Origin of the sequence: Nonlabens tegetincola, assembly GCF_002954355.1 — a bacterium.
In the GTDB taxonomy this organism is placed as follows: domain Bacteria; phylum Bacteroidota; class Bacteroidia; order Flavobacteriales; family Flavobacteriaceae; genus Nonlabens; species Nonlabens tegetincola.
In genome coordinates this window covers 277317-297529 of record NZ_MQVV01000014.1, presented here as the reverse complement: position 1 = coordinate 297529, position 20213 = coordinate 277317, and the positions used below count along the sequence as shown (strand labels likewise).

Genomic DNA, 20213 nt, shown 5'->3' with positions numbered 1-20213 from the left:
GTTATTGGTTTTTGTTTAGGTTTAAAGATAATTAAAACCAATAGGTAAAACAATGATCCTTAGTTATCAAATAGTTATGATTTAATTATGATTTTTTAGTAAGATATTATGCTTTCGCAAAAGCGTACTATCAACAATCAATCCGTGCAAAACTTATATTCTAAATATGTAAGATCTTCTTGAATAAATCGAGTAAAACTAGCAACTTTGTATTATGCATGTTTCTAAAGATAAAACAACCTTAGGTTTACAGTTACCTACTGATCCTAGATGGGCCAACTTGGCTAAATTTAGTTTACAAGATATTCTTACTGATCACGCTTTTTGTGAGCAAAAGGCTGCCAGCACCATTATTTCTATCATACAAATGCACAGTGATAAAGAAGAAATTGTTGAAGCCTTATCACCTGTGGTAAGTGAGGAATGGGGACATTTTAGGATGGTTCTTAGTAAATTAAAAGAACGTGGTTTAAAATTAGGAATCCAGCGACCTGACGAGTATGTAAAAAAACTTATGAAAGGCAAGCCCAAAGGACAAGGTCGTGATCAACTGTTTTTAGATCAATTATTAATATGCGCATTGATAGAAGCACGCAGCTGTGAACGTTTTAAACAATTGTGGCAAAATTTAAACGATGCCGATTTACAAGATTTCTATTACACCTTTATGGTTGCCGAAGCGCAGCACTATAAGCTTTTCCTAAAACTTGCACGAACGTATTTTAAAGAAGAAATAGTGAAAGAAAGATGGCAGTACTGGTTAGATTATGAAGCTAGTTTTATTCCTCACCTAGAAGTAAGAGGTGATAGAATGCATTAATTGTTTCTTGAAATTTCTCCTGAAAAGTAGTAAGCCTCTCTTTCCAAAAAATTAAACGATCTTCCTTGTATCAATTCGTCTGTGAAATAAAACAAATAGAACATAATTGCATGAGCGTCTAAATAAAATATAGAAGAATCAATTTTATTTAACCATTTTTTTTCTTGTTTAAATTTAGTAATGATTGAGTTAAATCCCACATATTCGTCATACTGAAATACATGCACCATTTCGTGGTTAGCTAATCTAAAGTTATCGATTAAGCTCTCTCTAAAAACTATCGAGTTTCCATGAGTGATTGCACTAGCGTTTGGTAGATTTTGGTCTTGCGTAGTATATATTGGTGTCCCGTAAACTAATGATTTATTTAAATCAAAACGATTACCTATCATAGAATAGGCATTTAATGTGAATGAAATTGGTTTTATTCTAGAATTAAATTTAAATCCATTTTTAAAAATAAATTCAGCACGATAGAAACCAATATTAAAAACATATTGTTCAAAAATTGGACGGTTATTACTACCATTTTCTATAAATGAAGTTCCCAAGTTGTGAATGATTTTCGAGGCCCAAGAAATTTGCCAATCATTATCATCATCAACTTCCATAAGTAATGTTTTACCGCTGTAAGTGAGAGAACCTCCTAAAGCTCCTTTCCACGCACCGTCAAAAAAGGCTTCATTCCATTTCTGTTCAGGGGTTTTATTGATTGTAGAACCTACTCCCGAAGTAAAAGAACCTAATAACACGTTATAAGCCAACATTTCAAAATCTGATTGCGCTTTTAGATAAGTGAATGAGAAAATTAAGAAAACAGCAAAAAGGTACTTCATCTAAATATATCAATAAGTATTTGCCTTAAACTTAAAAGATTATAATGATTTATAAGTAACTTATTCTGTAAACCTTATCATTGAGTTCGTATATATATTCTTACTATATTTAAAGCCTAATCAAACCACATGCTCACAAAAGTTTATGGAAGTGCCGTCTTTGGAGTCGAGGCACAAACTATAACTGTTGAAGTAAATGCTGCAACAGGAATAGGATATCACCTAGTAGGTTTGCCTGACAAGGCTATAAGTGAAAGTAGTTTTAGAATTACAGCTGCTTTATCAAACGTAGGTTATAAAATGCCTGGTAAGAAGATGATAATCAATCTTTCACCAGCCGATTTACGTAAAGAAGGTAGTGCTTATGACCTACCCATTGCTCTAGGTATTCTCAATTCTAGTAAGCAAATAGATAGCGATCAACTGGGAGATTATATCATTATGGGTGAAGTATCACTCGATGGTCAACTACAACCCATTAAAGGAGCCTTACCAATAGCCATAAAAGCAAGACAAGAAGGGTTTAAAGGTTTTATTCTACCCAAACAAAATGCCGCCGAAGCTGCTATAGTAGATAATCTAGATGTATACGGAGTTGATAACATATTGGATGTTATTCAATTTTTCAAAGGAGAAAAAGAATTAGAGCCTACGATTATAGATACTCGTGAAACCTTTTATCAAGCTCTTGAACATCCAGAATTTGATTTTGCCGATGTAAAAGGTCAAGAAAGTATTAAACGCTGTATGGAAATTGCGGCAGCAGGTGGCCATAATATTATTCTCATCGGTCCACCAGGAGCAGGAAAAACGATGCTCGCCAAAAGACTACCATCTATATTGCCACCTATGACTTTACATGAAGCTCTTGAAACGACTAAAATTCACAGTGTAGCTGGAAGAACGAGTAATCAAAATGGACTCATGGCACAACGACCTTTTAGGAGTCCACACCACACTATTTCAAATGTAGCGTTGGTAGGTGGTGGTAGCTATCCACAACCTGGTGAAATATCATTAAGTCATAATGGGATACTATTTCTAGATGAGTTACCAGAATTTAAACGAGAAGTGCTAGAAGTAATGCGTCAACCTCTTGAAGATCGTGAAGTTACCATTTCAAGAGCAAAGTTTACCGTTACCTACCCATCAAGTTTTATGCTTGTAGCAAGCATGAATCCTAGTCCAGGTGGCTACTTTAACGATCCAAATGCTCCAGTACAATCAAGCCCGGCAGAGATGCAACGCTACTTAAGTAAGATTTCTGGTCCGCTACTAGATCGTATTGACATTCATATTGAAGTGACTCCTGTTCCTTTTGAAAAACTTACTGAAGAAAGGCAAGCAGAAAAGTCAGCTGAGATAAGAAAACGAGTTACAGCCGCAAGAGATATTCAAACTGAACGCTTTCGCGAAAGCGAAAAAACCCACTACAACGCTCAAATGAATACTAAAGACATACGACAACATTGTGTTCTTGATGAGGCGAGTAAGGAACTACTTAAAAATGCTATGGAACGTTTAAACTTGAGTGCTCGAGCTTATGACCGTATTCTTAAAGTTTCTCGAACTATTGCCGATCTCGAAGGAAGTAAATCTATCAACGGTACCCATATTGCTGAAGCTATACAGTACAGAAGCCTAGATCGTGATGGATGGCTAGGTTAAAAACCTTTGATTTTTACTGTAAGAGTATTTTGAATAAATGAATAATTGTTTAGTTTTGAAAGCATGGGGCAAAGCACAATTCTAGAATTACAAGGATTAAAAGAAAATTTTGGCGATGATAATGAAATTATCGTATCCATATTAGATATGTTTTTACAAGAGGTACCTACCGATTATGATAATTTAAAGCAAGCTGTAGAAAATAAAAATTATGAAGCTGCTGGACTACTAGCTCATAAAGTTAAAAGTAGCTATCGTACATTGGATATGGAAACGGAAACATTCTTGCTACAAGAAATTGAGAATAAGGCTAAAAACAACGAAGACCTAGAAGATGTGCACCAACTGTTTGATCAATTTAATCAGAATTATCAAGAAGGATTAAATCAGGTCAAACTTACTCTAGATCATCACGCTAGTCTTTAATAAAATCTTTATAGTCTAAAAAGAAACGCTCTAACTTATCCATGTTCTCATAGAAGAATTCATAGACTGCTGGCCAATCTGTTTGTTTCTGTATTTTTACTTTATCCAATTGAACATAAACTCTTGATATCTCCTTTCCAGATTCTAGGTAGTAATTTTCCTCAAATATGAGGTCTTGACTTACCTCATCTTTAAATATACTTTTAAGACTGAGTAGCTTGTCGTAATAATATGCTCGTAACAGTTCATCGTCATGGGTAATATCTATACTGACTAATGCTTTTTTATGCTCAAATGAAAATTTTAAAGCAAAGTCCTTAATCTTTGTATTGTACAACAACCATTTACGATCGTATCGTTTACCAAACATGGTCCAAAATTGTTGTCGTATTTGTTTAGCCTCTTCTCGCGAATACATTTGGCAAAGGTACGTTTAAAGGTATTGAGTTAATTAAAAAAGCTGCTTAATAAACATCTAGTTTTATTAAACAGCTTTATGATTTGTGAGTAGTTCAAATACCTACTACTCCGCGGTATTTTTATTTTTTACATGCTTTTCTAACCATTGATCTTGTTCCCATAATACATGTAGAATAGATTCCTTGGCAACATAACCGTGACTTTCTTTAGGCAACATTACTAGCCTAGCTTGAGCTCCTAATCCTTTAAGAGCATTGAAATAACGCTCGCTTTGTAATGGATAAGTTCCACTATTATTATCAGCTTGTCCATGTATTAAAAGAATTGGTTCATCAACTTTTTCAGCATTCATGAAAGGTGACATCGTGTTGTAAATTTCCGGTGCTTCCCAGTAACTGCGTTCTTCACTTTGAAAACCAAATGGAGTCAAGGTTCTGTTATAGGCACCAGATCGTGCAATTCCTGCAGCAAATAAATCAGAATGCGCCAGTAAGTTTGCAGTCATGAAGGCTCCATAACTGTGACCACCGACTCCTACTCTATTACGATCGACATATCCTAACTTATCAACAGCATCTATTGCAGCTTTACCATTTGCTACTAATTGCTTGATAAAGGTATCATTAGGTTCCTCATCACCTTCTCCTACAATAGGAAATGCTGCATCGTCCAAAACGATATATCCTTTCATTACCCAATAAACAAAACTTCCATAGTAAGGATAGGTAAATTCATTTGGGTTTTGAGTGTTACGGCTAGCACTTGCTTTATCCTTGTATTCTCTAGGATAAGCCCAAACTAACATAGGCAGTTTTTCTTTCTTTGATTTATCATAGCCTGGTGGTAAGTACATGGTTGCACTAAGCTCCAGACCATCATCGCGTTTATAGGTAATTACTTCTTTTTCCACATTTTGAAGACCTTCAAACGGGTTTTCAAAGTAAGTAAGCTGTGTTACATCATTTCCTTTTGTAATATCTCGCATATAGTAATTAGGGAAATCAGTCGCAGATTCAATACGTACTAGCACCTTACCGGCTTTCATATCGACTACATCAAGAAGACTTTCTTTTTTATCAGTATACTTTGACTGGTAAAGGCGTTGTTTTTTACTACTGTTCAAATTAATCTTATCGATAAAAGGAAACTGCCCTTCTGGAGTGTATCCAGCTCCCATAAGGTAAGCTTGATTCTTATCTAAAAGTAGCACACTGCGATTGTATTGATTGCGAGTAGTTACAAACCTTCCAGGATCAGCATAAACGTCTTGATAATTTAAGTCAAATAATACCTGAGCATCTTGATTTTTATCACTCGGATTAAATTTATACACCTTACGATTACGCGTGTTCCACCATCGGTCATAGGCTATAGCAGTGTTCTTATCACCGTATTGAACACCTGCAAATCTATTAATGCTTCTCATCATCTCGCTAGCTGTTCCTTCCTTAAACGGCGCTTCCCAAGAGTAAAGGACATCTCTATGACTAACCTCAACAGCTGGATCACCACCATCAAGTGCCGTCACGTAATGAAGAGTATGCGGGCGATCTGCACGCCAGCCCAAACTACGTTTACCTGTTCTTGTAGCCATAAAACCTTTAGGCATTTCTTCTATTAGAGGAACGTCATTCACCTTGGCAACCATGTTTCCATTATTGGTGTAAACGTGACTTACTTGTGGAAACCTTCCATAAGTAACAATGTAGCTAAATGGTTTTTGAAGTTTTGTTACCATAACGTGTGATCCATCCGGTGAGAATGAAATACCACGATACATAGCATCTGGTAAAAAATCTTTTTGAGTTCCATCAAGATTCACTTGTACAATTTTACTCAAAGCCAATTGTTCAAAATTGTGTTCGTCGTTTGGGTTTTTAAGAAGATCTTGATAAGTACGGTTTTGAGCTTTGGAACCATCACTAGTAGATATGGTAGGACCAGTAGGAACTTTTTCACTGGTATCAATTAAGGGTTTACGGTTGTTACCTAACATCTTTACGAGTAAGGATTTTCCATCTTTAAACCAGCTTATAGGATTACCCATATTCGCGTTTACTGTAGCATCAGTTATTTTACGAGCAGCAGCTTTTTTAATATCCAGTACCCATACTTCGGTCCCATTTTCAACAGTATTTGTCATTGCGATCATCGATTGATCAGGCGACCAGGCGATGTTTGCAAGTTTGGGTTTTGCTGGCAACCCAGTAACAGTCTTTGGTTCATTACCACCTACTTTTTGAACCATAACTTTATTATAAAAGGTAGTTCTACTTCCTATATTGGTTTTAGGGTTGATACGTAAACCTGCAAGGCGCATTTCCTTTTCAGATAAATCTTCAATGGATTTGTAGGTATCACGATTAATAAGCACCATGTATTTTGCTTCATCGTCCATAAGTACAGTAGGTGGACGATCATAATCCACCAATTTCATAATTTCCTCAGGTGGTTGCTGGTAAGTTAATTTTTCTTGTGAATACCCTTTAATTAAGGTTAATAGGGCAATCACACCTATCCAGATGTGTTTCATCGTAAGTATTTTTTAAAGTTAGTGGCCTAAAGATAGTACGTGACTTTTAAGGATTGTATCTTTTTAACGCATCGTTCACGTATTTGAAAAGGGCAGCTACTATTTGTTATATATCTTTGCAACATGCATGTAAATGATACTATAGTTGCTTTAGCCACACCATCTGGAACTGGTGCCATAGCAGTGGTACGTCTTTCTGGACCAGATTCACATTCAATAATACGCTCTATTTTTAAGCCCGCTTTCGCGAAAGCGGAATCCAAAATAAATCCTGATCAATACGATCAAATAAAGGCTAACACCATCACTCTAGGTCATATTTACGATGGCGATAGAATGATTGATGAAGTACTACTATCGAAATTTGTAGCACCAAGATCTTATACCGGTGAACACGTAGTAGAAATTTCATGTCACGGATCTATATATATCCAACAAGAAATAATCAATGTGTGTCTAAAAAATGGCGCACGCATTGCAGAGGCTGGCGAATTCACTCTACAAGCTTTTCTTAATGGAAAAATGGATCTTTCACAAGCAGAAGCTGTTGCAGACTTAATCTCAAGTGAAAGTGCTACTGCTCATCAAATTGCTATACAGCAAATGAGAGGTGGTTTTTCCAATGAACTACAAGTCTTGCGTAAAAAACTGCTGAACTTTGCTAGCCTAATTGAACTAGAATTGGATTTTAGTGAAGAAGACGTAGCTTTTGCAAATAGAGACGAGTTAAAATCTCTTTTACAAGAAAGCCAACTAAAATTACGTAAACTCATAGATTCTTTTGCTTTAGGAAATGTAATTAAAACCGGAATTCCTATTGCAATTGTAGGTGAACCTAATGTAGGTAAGTCTACCCTACTTAATGCTTTACTTAATGAGGAAAAAGCCATTGTAAGCGATATTGCAGGTACTACCAGAGATGCTATTGAAGATGAAATCAATATTGACGGAATCAGATTTAGACTAATCGACACTGCAGGAATTAGAGAAACTAAGGACAAAGTTGAAAGTATAGGAATTGAGCGTTCTTATTCAAAAGCAGAGCAATCAAAGCTTGTATTGTACTTGCTAGACGCTACTCAATTAAATACGCAACCGCGCATATTACATTGTTTAATGCGTATTCACATCATGCGTGAAAAGTTTCCTGACAAACCCTTGATCGTAATCTTGAATAAACTAGATCAAATAACTGGTCTAGAACACGCTGAAATAAGCAAGCAAATAAAATCAAAACAACCCGATGTTCATTTAATTAGTTTAAGCGCTCAATCAGGTTCTGGTGTTGATGATCTTAAGAAAGCACTGGTGGACAGTTTTAATAGTGGTGCGTTGTCCCAAGACAGTACCGTGGTAAGTAATGCACGCCATTATTATGCTTTACAACGAGCCTATGCCTCATTACTTGAAGTGCAACAAGGTATGGTACAAGAAGTAAGCAGTGAGTTTCTAGCGATCGATATACGAGCGACTGCCGAGGCTTTAGGCAGCATTACCGGTGAGATTACCAATGATGAACTATTAGGTAATATTTTTAGTCAGTTTTGTATCGGGAAATAACTTTTTTCTTAGAGGTTCTTTAGACCCATAATTGACAGCCATTCATAAATAGTTTGTTTGACATCAAAGCTTACTAGACAGGAAGTTGCCCCAGAATTTATTTTGATTGAGAAAAAGCATCGATCCATTCATTCAATTTCTTTTTGAATACTTTACTACCTGCATAGCCTACAGCTCCTGCCGATATACCTACTAAAGCATAAAATATTCCATAAGTATTTTTGATACTTAACAGCATTGGTAGTCTCGTAAAAACCTCGGCAGTAAAAGCACAGTACAATCCTATAACCGACCAATACATCCATGATAGATGCATTATAATAGGCTGTTTAAATCTGGACTTAAAATAAAGAGGCAACATTCCTAGCAGTAATGTTACAGTGCTTACTACTGCAAAAAAGTGTAGCACCCCAAAGCTTCCATGAACTCGATAAATCATAAAAGAAGTAATGCATACCAAAATCATAGCAACTCCATAAATGCGACCAATTTGTTTATGTAAAACAGTTCCCTTTGTTTTAATTAAAATAATTGCTCCAGTAACAAGGGCTAGAATAGCAGCGATTGTGTGAAACCAACCTATAAAATCATGTGGCATGGCAGTAGTTTTATGGTAAATGTAAAAGTCAAGCAAAACAGGATCAAGGAAATAGTACCGAATTGTAATAATGAACGACTCAATTGTAAACACCTTTTTTTCTAGTGACTAAATTTTATTCTGATCTAGTAATGACAGAATCAAATCACCCTAGTAGTAATGGTAATAAACAGTTTCATAAACTTGATTATTATGTGTTTTACTTCGCTTTCGCGAAAGCGAAATAACTTACCATAAACAAAAAAAAGCCTGCGATGCAGGCTTTTAATTTAAGTGTGAATTGAAAAATTATTGGGCATTTTCACAATTCATAATTTGTCCATAAGGCATTTGTCCATGAATAACACCACCAAATTGAGAACTACCATATCCAGAACCTGTATAAGGTTGCTTGATTAGAAAACCTTGTAAGTAGCAGTCGTTATTTTTATTTTTTTCAGTAAAAGCTCCCTTAATCCAGCGATACATAATGTGCCCTGTATATTTATTCCTTACGATATTCCAGTCGTTGGATTCAATATGGATTTTTAATAATTGAGCACCGTCTTTTTGAATGGTTTCTTTAACCTTTTTAGTAGCAAAACTTAGTAGATCGGCATTTGAATTCATACTTCCAGAACTAGGCATTTTAATACTACCCTGTTTTGCCATTTGAGCTTTTTTATAGTTTTCTTGTAAAGAGGCTTCAAATTCTTTGACGATATCTTTTGATTTCACCAGCCATTCTTGATGTAATTGTGGGTCGCCAGCTCCTACGATATTTAATACAGTAATATCTTCTTGATTCATATAAGAAGGTACGTTAAAAGCATGACCACCAACATGAGATCCAGCATAGACTACAAATAAATCCTTATCAATCAGCATACCTCTTACTAGAACAGGTCTACCCGTACCAAACTCCATAACCTGAGAGCGGTCTGGTCCTACTTTAGTAGTGAACATACCACTTACCATCTCATAACCTACTGTACCTTCCGGTGACATAGTTTCTAAATCGGGAGTTGTTAAAAATCGTAACCAGGCGTACTCTGGATCTTGATAGGGTAAAATATCTACGTTATCACCTTTATCAGTCATTTGACGTCGTAACATAACTCTATCTACTCCATAAGCACTAGTCCCAGAAGAATAAGCAAACGGGTAGGATAAATATAGGAACTCATCACCTATTGCAGAAGAGCCGGTTTCTTGAACTGCGCTAGCTTCTTCTTTTTTCTTTACTTGATATTTTTTGTAATATAAATCTTGTTTGGCTTTATCGTTAGGATATTTTTTAGCTAATTCCTGCCTCACCTCTTCATCAGAATATTCTTGTTGATTCGAGTTGCTTTTTACCAGTCCAGTAGCTTCTTGGTCCTGTTTGTTCTCTTTGTTGGTAGATTTAGGATCTATTTCTTTTTCAATCGCTGCTTTGGCTTTTTTCTTGAGAATTTTTCCAAATTGAGCTTGAGCAGTAAAGGAACTTATAACTGCTAAAGAAATGAACAGTATGTTTTTCATGAGAATTGGATTTAAGATTGTTAGGATTCAAAAGTCCCAATCTATGGTTGATTAATTGATTGCTTTTTTCTGTGCGCAGTTAGTTTTTTTCTAAATAGCTTTAAAATCAGTTTTTAGGTAGTAACACACTTAAACATTCTGACTGTAAATTGGTTATCAATAATCGATTAACTTAAAAATAACCCGGTACAGTATCGATTAAAAAACAAAAAAATACGGTAAACAAACAACTGAAAAATATTAAGGAAGATTTTTAAGGTAAATTATTCTATACGAATACTTTTGCCTGTTATGAAGCAAAAAATTACAGTCATTTTATTAATGTTGTCAACTTATCTAGTTACAGCACAGGTAGGGATAAATACCAATTTGCCTCAAACGACTTTGGACGTACGAGCAACGAATCATATGGGTGCAAATACGGCAACCGACGGCGTTTTAGTTCCTCGTGTGACAGCTCTTTCCACAGATGGTGTTGAAAATGGGCAATTAATCTTTCTGGATAGTGACTGGACTGACGATTTAGGAACTACTTCTACAAGCGATGATATCGACTACACCGCTGGATTTTATTTTTGGAGTACAGCAACTAGTTTATGGACACCTATTAATACTAATATTGAACCGTGGAACGAAGCTAGCACTACTAATCCTGCGACTCAAAACACTCAAGATATTTATACCTTAGGTCAGGTAGGAATAGGAACCACTAATCCACAAGGAGCATTACAAATAACCACAGAAAACTCAAGAGATGTAATATTAGTTAGGTTCATTGAAGAATTAAATGATGATTTAGATATCGATTTATTTAGATCTCGTGGTACTGTTGCTGCACCAAACGTGGTAATAGACGAAACACGATTGGGTGGAGTGAGAGCTCAATCCTTGATTAACGCCACTACGTATAAATTTAGACCTGCTGCTGAAATCTATTTTGAAAGCGATGGAAATACATCGAATACAAGTAGTCCTGGTAAGATTCAATTTGCCACAACACCTACTGGTGCAACAAGCACACTAGAACGTATGACCATTAAGGAAAATGGTAATATTGGGATTAATAAAACTGATCCTGAGACTACTCTAGATGTTAATGGTTCAGTAAAAATCACGGATGGTACACAAGGTCCTGAAAGTGTGCTTACTGGTGATAATCAAGGAAATGCAAGTTGGGATAGACGTGCCATCACAAAACACACTCATACGTATATGCCTGGAACCACAACAGACAAGTTAGTTGACATTGAATGGATAGAAATAGAAAATAACGGTACTAATGGTGAACTTACCATTAGAAACACCAGTACCTTTACTTTACGTTATGCTTGGCATAGCAATTTTATGAGCAACACTGGATCGGGAAACCTCAGTGCCGGAAGTACTACAACCATTGCAATCGGAACATCAAATGATGTAGAAATAAGAGCTACTAGATACTCTAGCAATGAAGAGAACAGCTTAATTTTTCAGGGAACGATAATCAGTGGAAACGTCAAAGGATTTGCAACTTTTGATCAGTATTAAATCATAAAAAAAGCCACCATGCGGTGGCTACTTATTGTTACTAATTTGTTGTAAGAACACCCAGTTCTTGTAACAAGGCTCAAGATTACTTCTTGCCTGCCTTGCGAGAAGTTTTAGCTTGTGGTTTGCTAGCTGCAGGAGCTTGTTTACCAAAGTTTTTAGCTTCTTTCTTAGGTTTGTTTGCCATGGTATTATGACTTTAATTATGATGTAAATGTGCATCTGTTTTCATCGTCACACATTATTTTTTTAGTTAAATTTTTACACGTTTTTAGTTAAATTTTCATGACTGTTCAGAACGTAAATAATACATTTAAAAAACTCATTATCAACCTCTTATTACTCGGTATTGTTTCCCTGAAATAACTAGTATGTAGCAACCTGTATTTAGCCACTGTACATCAATGAATCCAGAGGTCGTTCCTGTTGACACTACTCTACCTTGTAAATCTATAATTTCAAACGTTTCTAGTCCTGATAATCCATTTATTTGTAGCGTGTGGTATACTGGATTAGGATGAATACTCAATTCAGTAATTTCTGAATGGTCGGTAATAAGAAGATTGTCAACTCGATTTTTAATATCCGTATGTATTCCAGACTGTACCATTCTCTCAAAAAATAGTTGATGTGCGGCGTTATTTACATGAACTCCATCACCACTATCAAACTCGTCGAGCAAACCATTATCTCCAGGTACAGGTAGTCCTGACCAAAAGTCGACAGTAGTGCTAGGATACTGTTGCCAGGTAGCTGCAAGCATACCTTGCTGTATGGATAGTTTTGAAGCATTATTACCGAAATCTCTAGGTTGAGGTGTCGTTTGCCACACTGGGATCCAATAAGAACTAGCCTCTGCCATGATAATGGCATAATTGGCAAGTTGATCATTTACTGAATATGATCTTGCCGCATCGTTGCTGGGTAAATTAATGATAACACCATCAGCGGTGGAATTGATCGCAGCAGAAATATTACCATTATTATTGATAGTCTCATTCACACCTGTAGGAATGGTACTTCCAGATGGTAATAAGTTATAGGTAACCTGACCACCTACAGCTAGATTTTCCACTCGATACCTTGTATCTAATTCATACAAATACCTCTCGTATTTATTCACCCAAGTGTTGATTTCATGTGATGGACCTGTTCCTGCCGCCGTGCTACTACCCAAAATGAATATATCGTAGAATACGCCATCATCAGGAATTATTCTTATGTCATTGCTTTGCTCACTTAATCCATTACCAGAAATTCTAAATTGATAAATCCCTGTGCTTGGTGGCACGGTATAAGTAAACCTACCTGTTACTGCTGGAACCGTAGATACAGTGAACCAACTGGCACCATTATCCTGAGTAGCTTCAATATCTACAGTAGCAATACCTGAACTACGCCATTTAAATTCTACTGTTTTGCCAGATTCCCATGTTGCTAATTGTTTAGGATAAAGTAACTCCAATTGATTAGTGATAATTACTGACGATAAAGTAGTATCGTGTTCAATGAGTTCCATCGCATTGATATAAAAGAATCCACTTGAACTTGTATTATTAGGTCCGGCAGTTAATTGAATGTTTATTTCGCCCTGTGCGTCTGGTTGAACGTTTAATAATTCTATGGTTTGATCAGTGTTATTGGATGGATTTAAGTAAACGGTTTGGGAAGATTGTCCAGATATAAGGTAACTCGTTTCACGATTATCTGTAACACCCATTCTAGAAGCAAAAATCTCAAAGGAATAATGCTTGGACGGTGATAATCCCTTAAGTACAAAAGCTGCTGTAGGATTAGTACTGTTTAAAAAGGGTTGTGTATTTCCAAAAAAGCTATCGCTAGATTGACTACTTTGATAACTCAACGAACTATCGGGATTTGAAGTTCCTGAGGTATTAACACTCCTAAAATCGTCTGTCACCTTAAGAATGATATCAGTTTGTACACCATCAGAGTTTAATAACCTGACTTCATCAATAGTACCGGCATTAAATGATCTAGCAACGTTGTTAACGGCGCCATAAGTTCCGCGAGACAAACTAGAACTACCAAAATCAAAAGAAAAACGTTGTTGCGCACACAAAAATGTGCTACAGAACAAGGATAAGGTTAGAATAATTGGTAGTCTTAACATGCTATAAGATAGGATTGATTGAAATATACAAAATTCTAAAATTCACCTTACTACAAAAACCTAACTAACAAAATCGTATCTTAGATAAATTTATATAAATAACTGAACCATGAAATTAATTCAATCCCTAGCTGTTCTATTTGTAGTTATGATAAGTTTATCATCTTGCAAACAAAATCCAGCTGAAAGCGCCGAACACCTTGCCCTAGTAGAGGCCCATGAAGAAATGGAAAAATCTCACATGATGATGAAAGAAGCACATAATGCCATGTCTGACGATCATTCTGAAATGATGCTTGAACACGAGCAAATTGAAAATGATAGTTTGCACATGATAACAGAACAAAAACATAGCATGCTTCTTTCTAAACACGATGAACTACTAGCCAAACACAGTAATTTGTTAGAACGTCATGCTACTCTAGAAAAAGATCATAAATCAGGAAATGTAACTCTAGAAGACATGAAAAAAGACCATGAGAACATGATGGAAGAGCATCAAATGATGAAGAAAGAACATGAAATGTTAGAAAAAGAACACGAACAAATAAAAGCCGAGGATTCCAAAATGATGGAAGAACATCAAAAAGAGGACGAGGCATAATCGCACCATCATAGATAAAAATGTCCTGAAACTTCAAAAAGTTTCAGGACATTTTTTGATTCTAATCAATTCATTATAAATCCGGTTTTAAAACAAAGGCACTACCCTATTCGCTCCTTATATAAAATCGTTTGTCTAGAGCCACTTCAAGAGAAAAGCCAGCAACATTTTTATCATGCACATCGATTACAAGACTATTCTTGAATCTATCAATCGTAGCTTTAGGAATAAGCACCTTTACAGGTGGCTCATTGTATACAACAACATCATTACTGTCGCTATAAAACTCATCCTGTAAGTAGCAATTAGGAACAGTGCCATCACAACAACCATCACTTATGTGGACTACTAAAGAACCCTGAACCTTCAAACGATTTAGGAGTTCTATAGCATCAGGAGTAAAGGTTACTTGAAGAGATTCTTTACTAGAAAAATCCGAGTGCATTTTTATCATGGCTTATAAGCATGTTTTTTGTTTGTCTGTAATGATCTAGCATCATTTTGTGATTCTCGCGTCCTATACCTGACTTTTTATAGCCACCAAAAGGCGCATGAGCTGGATATAAATGATAACAATTTACCCAAACACGACCTGCTTGAACAGCTCTAGAAATTTGATAGGCTTGGTGTGTGTCTCTAGTCCATACTCCAGCTCCTAAACCGTACAAGGTATCATTTGCAATTTCTATAGCTTCGGCCTCGTCTTTAAATTTGGTAATACAAGCTACAGGACCAAAAATTTCTTCCTGAAAAACACGCATTTTGTTATTCCCTTCTAATAAAGTAGGCTGTATGTAATAACCACCTTCTAATCCTTCATTATAGGCAGCTTTACCACCTGTGAGAACCTTACAACCTTCTTCCCTACCTATATCTATGTAATTTAAAATTTTGTTGTATTGTTCCTCGCTTGCTTGTGCGCCCATCATAGTATTAGGATCTAAAGGATGACCTAATTTTATAGCATTTACACGTTCAACCAGTCGTTCTATAAATTTGTCATAAATACTTTCCTGTACCAAAATTCGAGATGGACAAGTACACACTTCGCCTTGATTAAGAGCAAACATAGCTGCTCCTTCTAAACATTTATCAAAAAAAGCATCGTCCTCATTCATAACATTAGCAAAGAATATGTTAGGCGATTTTCCTCCCAATTCAAGAGTAACAGGTATTATATTTTTAGAGGCATACTGCATGATTAACTGACCTGTAGATGTTTCTCCCGTAAATGCTACTTTGTTAATACGTGGACTAGAAGCTAGAGGTTTTCCTGTCTCTATCCCAAAACCGTTAACCACGTTTAAAACACCATTAGGTAATATACCATCGATTAATTCCATTAGAATCATGATCCCAACAGGTGTTTGTTCGGCTGGTTTTAACACCACACAATTTCCTGCTGCTAGTGCTGGTGCAAGTTTCCATGTTGCCATAAGTAAAGGGAAGTTCCATGGAATAATTTGTCCTACTACACCTAGAGGTTCCTTTACATTCATGGAAATTGTAGTTGCATCTAGCTCACTTACTGAACCTTCCTCTGCGCGTATAACTCCTGCAAAGTATCTGAAGTGATCTACAGCAAGCGGTAAATCTGCTGCACGAGTTTCTCTTAAGGCTTTACCATTGTCCCAAGTTTCTGCTCTTGCTAGTGCTTCTAGATTTTCCTCGATCACATCGGCGATTTTAAGAAGCATGTTACTACGCTCGGTAGCCGATGATTTGTTCCAGGATGGAGCAGCTTCCCAGGCTGCATCCAGCGCAAGATCCACATCTTCTTGCGTAGATCGTGCTACTTTGGTAAAACTAGAACCATCAACAGGAGAAATGCTGTCAAAATATTTTCCTTGAACAGGTGCTACCCATTTTCCTCCTATATAATTATCATATTGACTTTTAAAGGTTGGTTTTTGCAGTTGCGTTGCCGCTGTAGTTTGTACGGTACTCATAATAGTTGTTTTTTAGTTAATAGAAAGATTACTAGCGGACTAGAAAATCATTGACTAAAACTATTAAGTAAGATTGATGAAGTATTGAACAATACTATCATGCTTGTGAACTATTCCATCAACCTGTGTTAAATCGGTAATTTTAATCCTTATTTTTTCGTTACTTGACAATAAATAACAACTACTATTAGTAAATTAGTAGACTATTAGCCAAAACAGTATGCATTTATCGTCTTCCTATTTTAAGAATCGCAAGGTGGAAACCTTAATTGAAAATCAAACCTCATTTACTACGGCTAGATCTAGCATGCATATTTTTGAAACACAAAAAGTAACCGAGCAAGTACATCTCACCTTTGATAATACAGTACTAGCAACTATGATTGCCGGTAAAAAACATATGTATTTAAAAGGTATGCCTTCGTTTGATTTTTTACCTGGCGAGAGTGTGGTATTGCCACCGCAAGAATTGATGTGTATTGATTTTCCTATCGCTTCTCGAGAACGTCCTACACGTTGCCTAGCGCTTGAGCTAGAAACGGCTCAAATTCACAAAGTCGTTCAATATCTAAATGAATACCAACCTAAAGTAGATCACGGCGACTGGAGCTCACTCACAGCCAATCTTCATTTTGCCCATGATGAGGAAGTTACTAATATCATACAACGACTCATGTTCTTGTTTACCGAGGATCACAGTTCCAAAGATTTCTTTATCAACAACATGTTACAGGAGCTTATAATAAGACTGTTGCAACACGCCTCATTCAAACAATACGAGTCACCACATACTGCCTTACAAAACAGCTCACAGCGTTTTGCCTATGTCATGGAATACATCAAATCTCATTTGGATGGCGATCTAAGTATTGAAAACCTTAGCAATAAGGCTTGTATGAGCACATCACACTTTTACAAAGCCTTTAAAAATGAATTAGGACTTACTCCTACTCAGTATATAAATAAAGTACGTATTCAAGCAGCGCGTCGCATGATTGACCAAACCAATTTATCACTCAAGGAAATTTTTATGGCTTGCGGTTTCAACAACCGTTCTTATTTCAACCGTCAGTTTAAAAAATTCTACAACATCAGTCCTGGAGACTTGCAAACAGGCCTCGTTTAACTCAGGAATTCTACTGGATTTGTTCTAGCTTGTAAACTTTATTTATGACGACAAATGATCCTAGTAATACAACCTAAAATCTAGGAGTTTACACAGTGCATATTGTTTTCTAAACATGTGTTCAACTACCTCTTTAATATCATCGTCCTCATAAAACAAATTAAAAAACAACCTATCTATAGTATAGGCACTTGTGGTGTTAGGTGAAGAAACTCCATAACCCGATACAGCTCGTGCACCCGTAACGTCTAGAAAATATTGTGATTCTTCATCGGTGAGATCCAGTAGTTTCTTATTGGCAAAATGAATCACTTTTCCATCCATTTTTCCTTCAAAAAGTTCGGCTATTTCTTCAATACTGTAGTAATAACCATTAATTAAAATAGAATTGGCCTCGCCAGGTAGTACGAGGTATATGATTTCATAATTTTTAAAATTATGATCGTCGTATAACAAATGATTCAGGCTTTCCTCTAGACCTTCAATCGTATCGCATGCCTTGTAAATACTCGTGATATGCTGTTGTTTAGCCAGATGCTCTAGGATTAAAACCACCTCAGTACTTTGCTCCACATCGGCATCGGGTACTACCTCTAGGCAGTAAATAAAATTCTCCACATCTGTATAGGCGATTTCCAGGTTGTTCATGATGGCAGGCTCTATTTCTGTGGATTAATGACCCGATATATACCCGTAAATTTGATACACAAACAAACCTATCCCAGCGAGTACTAGGTACCAATTTGTTGCTTTATAAAAGGCTTGAAAATGGGTACGCTTTCGCGAAAGCGTAATCACAAAAACTATAGGAATCAACGCGAGCACCTGTCCTATTTCAACACCTAGATTGAAGCACAGAATTTTGGCAAGGAAATCACCAGATCCCATTTCAAAGGATTGTAATCTGGTGGATAGACCAAAACCGTGTATTAGGCCAAAAAGTCCTACCATGAGCAGTAAATTAGGCGATTTGACTCGGATTTTTTTGAATCCACCTAAGTTTTCAAATCCTTTATACAGTACGCTGAGTGCGATTACGGCATCAACAAGATGCTCATTGGCCGTGATACCGGCATACGTAGCACCGATTAAAGTAATACAATGGCCGATGGTAAATACCGTGATGAATTTAAGAATGTCCTTAAAACTGTTGAGGTAAAACACCACACCTGCCAAAAACAGCAGGTGATCGTACCCAGTTAACATGTGTGTAGCACCTACTTGAATGTAGGCCCATAATCCACCACCGCGCAGCAATTCCTGATCGGCGCTGGTGACGTCGTGGGCAAAACCTAAAAAGGGTACCAAACACAGCCCTACCACAAGTAGGTACTTCATAGATTTAGGCATTGTTATTCTTGTTTTTGAACAGGAAGAATAAAAGTCCTATAACTAGAATACTACCCAAAATAAAAATCCAGGTAGGAATGCCGTCCTCATCATGATGATCGTGATCGTGATCGTGTGTGTGCGTGGCTGCACCGTGTTCATGGGTAACTTCAAACGTAAGTGTCGCCCATTTAGACTGATGAGTAAGTGAATCGTTATCCTGTACTTCGTTCATGTGAATGGTACGCAGGTAGTAGATTCCGTCTTTTGGTAAGTCTACTGTTACCATTCCCATATCATCGGTTCTTATTTGTTGACCGCTGGTATGTGTGTGTGATTCCTGTTTGGCTTTTTGATCGTGGTTGTGTTCTTTTTCATGTTTATGACTGTGCGTACTACCATCGTGCGTGTGCTCGTGCTCGTGATCTTGCGCAGCTTTGTCATGATCGTGGCTGTGCTCTTTCTCATGTTTATGACTGTGCGTACTGCCGTCGTGCGTGTGCTCATGCTCTTGTGCAGCTTCGTCGTGAGAATGGCCCGATGCTACATAATTAGCATACACTAATTGATTGGTAAGCGGTCTACCGTCTAACAGTAATTGCACTTCCAAAGTACCACCAGAATAGGTGTCGTAAGGATTTTGCATAGGAACAAATTCGATAGGATAACCTAAAACGGTTTGCCAGTCTTTGGTACGTGTATCACCTACTTGATAAATCGCTTTTACGTGTTTTTGATAGCTTTCAACAGCATCTTGATCTAGTTTTTGTTCTGTTTTGCGTTTTTCTAGCATGTCTAGCACACCATCGTGCTCTAGGTAGCTGTTAAACTTTTCAGCACTTAATTCTATATTGCGAGCCTTAGTTGATACTCCAGCTACATAAGTTCCAGGTTGTGTTGCTTTAAATGAAACCTGAGTTATGGTGGTATCTATATCGGTCCATTGATCTTCTTTAATGCTGGTTCTCGTACCGTTTACGGTATAGGACGCATCGAGCATGCGGTCGCGAGTTATGGTGTTTTCGCTTTTATCAAAAGTCCCGTTGTACAGCTGCAAGGTAGCTGTATCACCGGTAGATAAAAAGTAAGTTTCCATTTTAAGATACAAGTCGTGACTGCATAGTAACAGCACCGCAAGAATTAAGTAGTAAGGTTTGCGCATGGTAATTTTTAATTTGGT

At 36.7% G+C, this 20213-nt stretch carries 19 protein-coding genes; 8 read left to right on the top strand and 11 right to left on the bottom strand.

Annotated elements, in window-relative coordinates; genetic code table 11:
- Positions 1 to 214: 214 nt before the first annotated feature.
- Complete coding sequence (locus tag BST93_RS08200) at positions 215 to 820, top strand: MiaE family protein (protein WP_042278529.1); 606 nt, start codon at positions 215 to 217, stop codon at positions 818 to 820.
- Here the strand turns inward: BST93_RS08200 and BST93_RS08195 are convergent.
- On the bottom strand, positions 817 to 1656 hold the full coding sequence (locus BST93_RS08195; protein ID WP_105018775.1) for an eCIS core domain-containing protein: 840 nt from the start codon (positions 1654 to 1656) through the stop codon (positions 817 to 819). The two genes, BST93_RS08200 and BST93_RS08195, sit on opposite strands and share 4 nt — an antisense overlap.
- 129 nt (positions 1657 to 1785) lie before the next feature.
- On the opposite strand from BST93_RS08195, the gene BST93_RS08190 reads away from it, so the two are divergent.
- Positions 1786 to 3324 (top strand): YifB family Mg chelatase-like AAA ATPase, encoded by a 1539-nt coding sequence (locus BST93_RS08190; protein ID WP_060522761.1) that lies wholly within the window; start codon positions 1786 to 1788, stop codon positions 3322 to 3324.
- 63 nt (positions 3325 to 3387) lie between these two features.
- Positions 3388 to 3750, top strand: a complete 363-nt coding sequence (locus BST93_RS08185; RefSeq protein WP_042278527.1) for an Hpt domain-containing protein — start codon at positions 3388 to 3390, stop codon at positions 3748 to 3750.
- On the opposite strand, the gene BST93_RS08180 is transcribed toward BST93_RS08185, so the two are convergent.
- Positions 3740 to 4168: a DUF4268 domain-containing protein gene (locus tag BST93_RS08180; RefSeq protein WP_105018774.1), complete on the bottom strand. Its 429-nt coding sequence runs from the start codon at positions 4166 to 4168 to the stop codon at positions 3740 to 3742. The two genes, BST93_RS08185 and BST93_RS08180, sit on opposite strands and share 11 nt — an antisense overlap.
- Positions 4169 to 4273: 105 nt before the next feature.
- Entirely contained in the window at positions 4274 to 6703 is a 2430-nt protein-coding gene (locus tag BST93_RS08175; RefSeq protein WP_105018773.1) for an alpha/beta hydrolase family protein, read from the bottom strand.
- Between the two features lie 123 nt (positions 6704 to 6826).
- On the opposite strand from BST93_RS08175, the gene mnmE reads away from it, so the two are divergent.
- Positions 6827 to 8263: a tRNA uridine-5-carboxymethylaminomethyl(34) synthesis GTPase MnmE gene (gene mnmE, locus BST93_RS08170; RefSeq protein ID WP_105018772.1), complete on the top strand. Its 1437-nt coding sequence runs from the start codon at positions 6827 to 6829 to the stop codon at positions 8261 to 8263.
- 97 nt (positions 8264 to 8360) lie between these two features.
- On the opposite strand, the gene BST93_RS08165 is transcribed toward mnmE, so the two are convergent.
- Positions 8361 to 8861, bottom strand: coding sequence for a DUF2306 domain-containing protein (locus BST93_RS08165; RefSeq protein ID WP_105018771.1), 501 nt, complete (start codon positions 8859 to 8861; stop codon positions 8361 to 8363).
- 104 nt (positions 8862 to 8965) lie between these two features.
- Between BST93_RS08165 and BST93_RS14485 the strand changes: the two genes are divergently transcribed.
- Positions 8966 to 9088 carry a hypothetical protein gene (locus BST93_RS14485; RefSeq protein ID WP_258150504.1) on the top strand — a complete coding sequence of 41 codons (123 nt, stop codon included), beginning with the start codon at positions 8966 to 8968 and terminating at the stop codon, positions 9086 to 9088.
- Between the two features lie 61 nt (positions 9089 to 9149).
- Here BST93_RS14485 and BST93_RS08160 read toward each other — a convergent pair whose 3' ends face one another.
- Entirely contained in the window at positions 9150 to 10364 is a 1215-nt protein-coding gene (locus tag BST93_RS08160) for a hypothetical protein (RefSeq protein ID WP_105018770.1), read from the bottom strand.
- 291 nt (positions 10365 to 10655) lie between these two features.
- Here BST93_RS08160 and BST93_RS08155 point away from each other — a divergent pair, with 291 nt between their 5' ends.
- The gene (locus BST93_RS08155) at positions 10656 to 11891 is read left to right on the top strand and encodes a phage tail-like protein (protein ID WP_105018769.1); all 1236 of its coding nucleotides are present in this window, start codon (positions 10656 to 10658) and stop codon (positions 11889 to 11891) included.
- A 328-nt stretch (positions 11892 to 12219) separates the two neighbouring features.
- Here the strand turns inward: BST93_RS08155 and BST93_RS08150 are convergent, their stop codons facing one another.
- Positions 12220 to 14025, bottom strand: a complete 1806-nt coding sequence (locus BST93_RS08150) for an SGNH/GDSL hydrolase family protein (protein WP_105018768.1) — start codon at positions 14023 to 14025, stop codon at positions 12220 to 12222.
- A 109-nt stretch (positions 14026 to 14134) separates the two neighbouring features.
- Here BST93_RS08150 and BST93_RS08145 point away from each other — a divergent pair, with 109 nt between their 5' ends.
- A complete protein-coding gene (locus BST93_RS08145) occupies positions 14135 to 14629 on the top strand; it encodes a hypothetical protein (protein ID WP_105018767.1) in 495 nt (164 codons plus the stop codon).
- A 106-nt stretch (positions 14630 to 14735) separates the two neighbouring features.
- Here BST93_RS08145 and BST93_RS08140 read toward each other — a convergent pair whose 3' ends face one another.
- Positions 14736 to 15074, bottom strand: a complete 339-nt coding sequence (locus BST93_RS08140; RefSeq protein ID WP_181072580.1) for a DUF779 domain-containing protein — start codon at positions 15072 to 15074, stop codon at positions 14736 to 14738.
- Positions 15055 to 16578, bottom strand: a complete 1524-nt coding sequence (locus BST93_RS08135) for an aldehyde dehydrogenase family protein (RefSeq protein WP_105018765.1) — start codon at positions 16576 to 16578, stop codon at positions 15055 to 15057. Before BST93_RS08135 ends, BST93_RS08140 begins: the two co-directional genes overlap by 20 nt.
- Positions 16579 to 16798: 220 nt before the next feature.
- Between BST93_RS08135 and BST93_RS08130 the strand changes: the two genes are divergently transcribed.
- Positions 16799 to 17704, top strand: coding sequence for an AraC family transcriptional regulator (locus BST93_RS08130; RefSeq protein ID WP_105018764.1), 906 nt, complete (start codon positions 16799 to 16801; stop codon positions 17702 to 17704).
- Positions 17705 to 17764: 60 nt separating this feature from the next.
- Here the strand turns inward: BST93_RS08130 and BST93_RS08125 are convergent, their stop codons facing one another.
- The 3 genes from BST93_RS08125 to BST93_RS08115 are packed head-to-tail and all read right to left on the bottom strand — an operon-like array spanning position 17765 to position 20195.
- Complete coding sequence (locus BST93_RS08125) at positions 17765 to 18352, bottom strand: DUF6642 family protein (protein WP_085774491.1); 588 nt, start codon at positions 18350 to 18352, stop codon at positions 17765 to 17767.
- Between the two features lie 24 nt (positions 18353 to 18376).
- Positions 18377 to 19042 (bottom strand): HupE/UreJ family protein, encoded by a 666-nt coding sequence (locus BST93_RS08120; protein WP_105018950.1) that lies wholly within the window; start codon positions 19040 to 19042, stop codon positions 18377 to 18379.
- Positions 19043 to 19046: 4 nt separating this feature from the next.
- Positions 19047 to 20195, bottom strand: coding sequence for a DUF4198 domain-containing protein (locus BST93_RS08115; RefSeq protein ID WP_105018763.1), 1149 nt, complete (start codon positions 20193 to 20195; stop codon positions 19047 to 19049).
- Between the last annotated feature and the right edge of the window lie 18 nt (positions 20196 to 20213).